The organism is Streptomyces boluensis (assembly GCF_009908195.1).
Lineage (GTDB): Bacteria > Actinomycetota > Actinomycetes > Streptomycetales > Streptomycetaceae > Streptomyces > Streptomyces boluensis.
This window is the reverse complement of record NZ_JAAAHS010000416.1, coordinates 1-6,225: the sequence shown is the minus strand read 5'-3', so window position 1 is coordinate 6,225 and position 6,225 is coordinate 1. Positions and strand designations below refer to the sequence as shown.

Here is a 6,225-nt window from a genome sequence, read left to right as displayed (position 1 = left end):
GCCACTGCACTGCTCTATCTGGACACCGTTGCGGTTGTAGGTCTGCATGAGTGCGCGGCACTTGGGACACTGCATCGTCGGCTCAACTCCTCGCCGGTCGGGACTGCTTCACCGGGTCCGGTGCCCGGTTACGTTTGCTCGCACCCTACTTGGCCGGTTCTGCGGGCAACTCCCGTGGGAGTGCGGCGATACGGTCGCAGGCTTCGACGAGGGCCAGTTCGATCTCGTCCAAGGGGCGTTGCGCGACGGTCGACTTGGCGATCGCCTGGGCCGCGGTCTGGACGGTGAGGGCGCGCGCCGGGACGTCGAGCGCGGGCCAGGGGTCGGCGTCGGCGGGGACGGCGGGGCCGTGTGCCGCCCGGTACGCGTCGATGAAGCGCAGCCACTCCTCGGGGGTGAGCAGCCCGGCGGCGTACCAGGCGGCGGGGCGGGCCAGATCCCAGGCCGGGTCGCCGAGGCCCAGGTCGTCCACGTCGATCAGGAGCCAGTCGCCGTGCCGTACGAGTTGGCCGAGGTGCAGGTCGCCGTGGCAGAGGCGCTGCGGGCCCGGTGCGCTGGACTCGGCGCGGGCCCAGGGCGGCAGGGTCGACCAGGCGCGCTCGACGGGTGCGGCGAGGTCCTGGTGCGGGCGGGCGCGGCGCATGCGGGTCAGGGCGAGTGCGGCCTTGTGCGGGCCGCGCATCGGCGGCAGCGGGCCCGGCAGGGTGTCGACGGGGACGGCGTGCAGCCGGGCGAGGAGGGTTCCGGCCTCCTCCCAGGGCGCCGCTTCCGGGGCGTCGGGGTCGACGGGTGTGCCGTACGGCCAGAACGTGACTGCTCGGCCGTCGAGTTCGGTGCCCGGCACGTCGAGCGGGGCCAACAGCACGCCGTTCAGGGCGGGGTGGGCGGCGACCGCGAGGCGGGCCGCGAGCTGTCCACGGTCGGCGTCGGGGGCGTGGGCCTTGGCGACGGTGCCGCCGTGCCGTACGACGGTGCCGTCGTCGCGGTCGGCGAGGACGGTGGGCGGGGCGGGGCAGGCGCACTCGCGGTGCGGGCCGTGCGCCGCCGCCCGGACGGTCGCGGTCAACGCCCGCGTGACGGAGCTGGTCACGGTTCCCCCTGTGTGGTGCGCGGCCGGCTCGGGCGAGCGCCGCCGGTCGGAGCCTACGCGGTGGGCGGCGGCCGGGTTCCGGGTGCTCCCCGGGTGTGTGCGGGCACAAAAACGCCCGCGCAGCTCCCCAGCTGCGCGGGCATTTGTGCCGTCCGCCGCACCCCCGTCCCCACGGGGTTTCATGGCCGGATGTCCCCGCCCGGACCGCTCATCCGGGCCTGGGGCGCCGCTCAGCGCCCCAGCATCGCGCCCACGGACGACGCTTGCGCGACCACCGCTTCCCAGCCGCCGAAGACGACTACGAGCAGGGCCGCCAGGGGAAGCACCATGGCTGTCGCCACCAAGGGGTGGCGCGTACCGGAACGGCGGCCGCTGAACGCGGCGTATGCCCTGCGTCCTTGCGTGCGGACGATGCTCCGCGCTGCCGTGTCCGCCATGGTCCCTCTCCTGTCGTATGGCAGCGGCGGGTGCTTGACCTCGGGGGACGAGTACCTGCACCCGCCGCTTGACCTCAAATCTAGGGGCGGCGGAGGGCCGGGGCGTCATGCCCTCGTACCGATTTGCGGGCCTCCCGCAGGATGACCCGAGGGTCCGACTCGTACTCCCCTGGGTGGAGAAAAGGGTCTCAGGACTTGGGGTCTTCCCTGAGGGGGGCGGCGCGCCTGGCTTCGGTCTCCGAGGTGTCCTCCCGTGGGACGGGCTGTTCGACGAGGGCCAGGACGCGGTTGGCCATGAAGCGGGCTGTGCGGACCACCGTGCCGTTGCGCGTGACTTCGCTCACTTCGACGACTCCTCTGCGGACCGCCGTCTCCACCCGGCGGCCTGCTCGGCCTGCCACCACCTCGTACGTCCTCGTGGTGTCTCCGGCGTCGACCACTATCTCGACTCGGTCACCCTTCATGGCGTCAATCCCCCTTCTGCGACGGTGCGTTGAACCGTGCCGGGATCCCGAAGGGCCCGGCGGCCAACTCTCCTGACCACACTCCGAGTTTCGCACCCGGCACTGACAATCGGCCGGGCCGTGAAGGCGCGGCCTATGAGCGCGCGCGGGCGCGGAAACGTAAGCTGTGGCACGTCAATTGGTCAGGGCAACAGGGCGACGAGGCGGCAGGGATTCAGCATGGCGATGATGCGGCTCCGGCGCGAGGACCCGCGTGTCGTCGGCTCGTTCAGGCTGCACCGGCGGCTCGGCGCGGGCGGTATGGGCGTCGTCTATCTGGGCTCCGACCGGCGCGGGCAGCGGGTCGCCCTCAAGGTGATCCGGCCCGATCTGGCCGAGGACCAGGAGTTCCGCTCGCGGTTCGCGCGTGAGGTGTCCGCGGCGCGCCGCATCAGGGGTGGCTGTACGGCCCGTCTGGTCGCCGCCGACCTGGAGGCGGACCGCCCGTGGTTCGCGACGCAGTACGTACCGGGGCCCTCGCTGCACGACAAGGTCGCCGAGGACGGGCCGTTGACCGCGGCCGAGGTGGCTGCCGTGGGCTCCGCCCTCTCGGAGGGTCTGGTCGCCGTGCACGAGGCGGGTGTCGTGCACCGCGACCTCAAGCCGTCCAACATCCTGCTCTCGCCCAAGGGTCCGCGGATCATCGACTTCGGTATCGCGTGGGCGACCGGTGCCTCGACGCTCACGCATGTGGGCACCGCGGTGGGCTCCCCCGGCTTTCTCGCGCCGGAGCAGGTGCGAGGGGCCGTGGTGACACCGGCCACGGATGTGTTCTCGCTGGGGGCGACGCTCGCGTACGCGGCGATGGGTGACTCCCCGTTCGGGCACGGCAGTTCCGAGGTGATGCTGTACCGCGTGGTGCACGAGGAGGCGCAGTTGGCCGGGGTGCCGGACGCGCTGGCTCCGCTGGTGCGGGCCTGTCTGGCAAAGGACCCGGAGGAGCGGCCGAGCACCTTGCAGCTGTCGCTGCGGCTCAAGGAGATCGCGGCCCGTGAGGCGCAGGGACTCGGGGCCGGGGACGGCCGCCCGCCCGCGCCGCGGCGCACTCCGGAGCACCCGTCGGAGCGGTCGTCGGGCCGGCTCGCCGAGCAGCGTCCCGACCGGGCCGCCGACCACGCGGCGCAGCGCACCCGGCGGGCGCCCACCACTCCCCCACCGTCCCGGCCGAACGGTTCGCGCGCGGGGCAGCGCACGTCGTCCTCGCGCACCGGTTCGCGTACGGGTTCGCGGTCCGGGAGCCGGCCCGCCCCGCGCAGCAACGGCGGGCGTACGGCTCCGCCGCGCGCCACGGGTACCGGTCGGCGCGGTCCCGCCAACCCGCGGCTGCTGCGGCAGCGGTTGATCGTGTTCGTGGTCGTCACGCTGCTCGTGGCCCTGGGGATCGCGGCGGCGCAGGGGTGTCAGGGGCCCGCTCAGGGGCTGCAGCGGATCTCGCTCCAGGACGCACCGGCCGCACCGGGTGAGCGCGGCGGTGGCGAGGTCACGGGACGCTAGTCCGTCACGAAGGGGACGTATCCGACCGGGACTTCGCTCACCCGCAGCTCCGAGAAGATCAGCGTGATCCGGTGTGCGTTGGTCTCGACGCAGACCTCGTGGAAGTCGATTCCCAGGTCCCGGGACCAGCGGCGGGTGGCCTCCGACCCGGGGAGCAGCTTCGCGCCCGGGTACAGGACGTGGCACTTCACGCCCCAGACGTAGCCGTCGAGGTCGGCGGCGCTCTCGTGGTCGGTGAGGCGGTCGTCGAGGGAGACGGCCCAGGTCCGGGGTGCCACGGTCGATACGCAACGGGCCTCGACGCAGTGCCTGAAGAGGTAGCGCAGGTAGGCCGGTTCGATACCGGTGCGGGGGTCCGCGGTGGCGTGGACGACGATTTCGTAGTCGCGCATGTAGGCGGTGTAGCCGTGGTGCACGACGGCGTGGTCGAAGCTGTCGTCGAGGAGTTGCCGCAACGCCGCTGTGTCCATCGAGCCCCCGCCCGTACGCGTCAGCTCTGCGGGCGGCCCGTCGTCACCGCGTAGAAGGCGACCGCCGCCGCGGCGCCGACGTTGAGTGAGTCGACGCCGTGGGCCATCGGGATGCGGACCCATTCGTCGGCCGCGACCAGGGCCTGGGTGGAGAGGCCGTCGCCCTCGGCGCCCAGCATCAGGGCGACCCGGTCCATCCGGTGCGGGGCCATGTCGTCGAGGGTGGAGGCCTTCTCGTCCGGGGTGAGGGCGAGCAGGTTGAAGCCCGCCTCGCGCACTGTCTCCAGGGACTTCGGCCAGGACTCCAGGCGGGCGTACGGCACCGAGAAGACCGCGCCCATCGACACCTTGACGGAGCGTCGGTAGAGCGGGTCCGCGCAGTCCGGCGAGAGCAGCACCGCCTCGATGCCGAGGGCGGCGGCGCTGCGGAAGATAGCGCCGATGTTGGTGTGGTCGTTGACCGCCTCCATGACGACCACGCGGCGGGTGGAGGCGAGGATCTCGTCGGCGGTCGGCAGCGGCTTGCGCTGCATGGAGGCGAGGGCGCCGCGGTGCACGTGGTAGCCGGTGACGCGCTCGGCGAGGTCCGGGCTGACCGCGTACACCGGCGCCGGGACCTCGTCGATGACGTCGCGCATCACGTCGACCCACTTCGCCGAGAGCAGCATGGAGCGCATCTCGTAACCGGCGTGCCGGGCGCGTCTGATGACCTTCTCGCCCTCGGCGATGAACAGGCCCTCGGCGGGTTCGCGCCGTCGGCGCAGCTCGACGTCGGTCAGACCGATGTAGTCGCGCAGGCGCGGGTCGTCGGGGTCATCGACAGTGATGAGATCAGCCACAGGGTGATACTGCCTTGTCCAAGGTGTGGTGCCAACGGCTCGGGAGAAGTTCTGTTACCCGTGGTTACGCCTGGGGGGTGTGCGGCACCCCGACGCCCACGACCTCGCCGATCACGATGACCGCGGGCGGGCGTACGTCCTCGGCGACGACCGTCTCCGCGACGGTCGCCAGGGTGGCGTCGACGCGGCGCTGGGTCGCGGTCGTGCCCTCCTGGACGAGGGCGAGCGGGGTCTCGGGGGCGCGGCCGTGGGCGATCAGCGCTTCGGCGATCTTGCCGATCTTGTCGACGCCCATCAGGACCACGAGGGTGCCGCGCAGCCGGGCGAGGGCCGCCCAGTCCACCAGGGAGCGCTCGTCGTCGGGCGCCACATGGCCGGAGACGACGGTGAACTCGTGCGCGACGCCCCGGTGCGTGACGGGGATCCCGGCCGCGCCGGGCACGCTGATGGAGCTGGAGATGCCGGGCACGACCGTGCAGGAGATGCCCGCCTCGGCCAGCGCCTGCGCCTCCTCCATGCCGCGCCCGAACACGAACGGGTCGCCGCCCTTGAGACGCACGACGGCCTTGCCCGCCTTGGCGTGCTCGATCAGCGCGTTGTTGATGGCCTCCTGCGCCATGAACCTGCCGTACGGGATCTTCGCCGCGTCGATCACCTCGACGTGCGGCGGGAGTTCGTTGAGCAGGTCGCGCGGGCCGAGCCGGTCGGCGATCACCACGTCGGCCTGGGCGAGGAGGCGGCGGCCGCGCACCGTGATCAGGTCCGGGTCGCCGGGGCCGCCGCCGACGAGGGCGACGCTCGCGGCCTGCGGGCGGTGGTGCGGGGCGACGAGGGTGCCGTCGCGCAGGCCCTCGACGACCGTGTCGCGGATGGCGGCGGTGCGGCGCGGGTCCGGGGAGTCGCCGAGCACCGCGACCGTGACGCCGTCGGAGTGGCCGGTGGCCGGGGTCCAGGCGGTGGCCGCGGCGGCGTCGTCGGAGCGTACGCACCACACGCGGTGGGCCTCGCCCTCCGCGGACGCCGCCGTGTTGGCCGCGTCGTCGCTGGTGGCGATGAGGGCGTACCAGGCGTCGGTGAGGTCCCCGGCCGCGTAGGGCCTCCGGTGCCAGGTGATCTCGCCGCCGTCGGCCATCGCCTCGACGGAGGGGGTCGCGGACGGCGAGACGAGGTGGACGTCGGCGCCCGCCGCGATCAGGGCCGGGAGGCGGCGCTGGGCGACCGAGCCGCCGCCGAGTACGACCACGCGGCGGCCGGAGAGGCGGAGTCCTACGGGGTAGGCGGGGTGTTCAGCCATGTGCTGCGGCTCCTGGTGCGGAGGGCGTGCGCCGCTGCGGCGGTGGAGCGGCACGGGTTTGACGTGGGGATTTGTGGTGCGGGTACAGGGTACGGCGT

8 protein-coding genes are annotated in these 6,225 nt (G+C 73.1%); 1 reads left to right on the top strand and 7 read right to left on the bottom strand.

The features are described from left to right. The 4 genes from GUY60_RS32500 to GUY60_RS32485 all read right to left on the bottom strand — a co-directional run. A partial coding sequence (locus tag GUY60_RS32500) for a zf-TFIIB domain-containing protein (protein ID WP_161704435.1) occupies window positions 1-75 on the bottom strand: 75 nt, incomplete at its 3' end. A 70-nt stretch (window positions 76-145) separates the two neighbouring features. Next, a complete protein-coding gene (locus GUY60_RS32495; protein WP_376771343.1) occupies window positions 146-1,090 on the bottom strand; it encodes an aminoglycoside phosphotransferase family protein in 945 nt (314 codons plus the stop codon). Between the two features lie 230 nt (window positions 1,091-1,320). Then, window positions 1,321-1,527, bottom strand: a complete 207-nt coding sequence (locus GUY60_RS32490; RefSeq protein WP_161704431.1) for a hypothetical protein — start codon at window positions 1,525-1,527, stop codon at window positions 1,321-1,323. 188 nt (window positions 1,528-1,715) lie between these two features. Then, on the bottom strand, window positions 1,716-1,991 hold the full coding sequence (locus GUY60_RS32485; RefSeq protein ID WP_161704429.1) for a DUF8836 family protein: 276 nt from the start codon (window positions 1,989-1,991) through the stop codon (window positions 1,716-1,718). Between the two features lie 219 nt (window positions 1,992-2,210). Here GUY60_RS32485 and GUY60_RS32480 point away from each other — a divergent pair, with 219 nt between their 5' ends. Beyond that, a complete protein-coding gene (locus GUY60_RS32480) occupies window positions 2,211-3,524 on the top strand; it encodes a serine/threonine-protein kinase (protein WP_161704427.1) in 1,314 nt (437 codons plus the stop codon). Here the strand turns inward: GUY60_RS32480 and GUY60_RS32475 are convergent. The 3 genes from GUY60_RS32475 to cobA all read right to left on the bottom strand — a co-directional run bounded on the left by GUY60_RS32475 (window position 3,521) and on the right by cobA (window position 6,127). Further along, on the bottom strand, window positions 3,521-3,994 hold the full coding sequence (locus tag GUY60_RS32475; protein ID WP_161704425.1) for a YxiG-like protein: 474 nt from the start codon (window positions 3,992-3,994) through the stop codon (window positions 3,521-3,523). The genes GUY60_RS32480 and GUY60_RS32475 overlap by 4 nt on opposite strands. 20 nt (window positions 3,995-4,014) lie before the next feature. Further along, on the bottom strand, window positions 4,015-4,833 hold the full coding sequence (locus GUY60_RS32470; protein WP_161704423.1) for a TrmH family RNA methyltransferase: 819 nt from the start codon (window positions 4,831-4,833) through the stop codon (window positions 4,015-4,017). A 64-nt stretch (window positions 4,834-4,897) separates the two neighbouring features. Beyond that, window positions 4,898-6,127, bottom strand: coding sequence for a uroporphyrinogen-III C-methyltransferase (cobA, locus tag GUY60_RS32465; RefSeq protein ID WP_161704421.1), 1,230 nt, complete (start codon window positions 6,125-6,127; stop codon window positions 4,898-4,900). Between the last annotated feature and the right edge of the window lie 98 nt (window positions 6,128-6,225).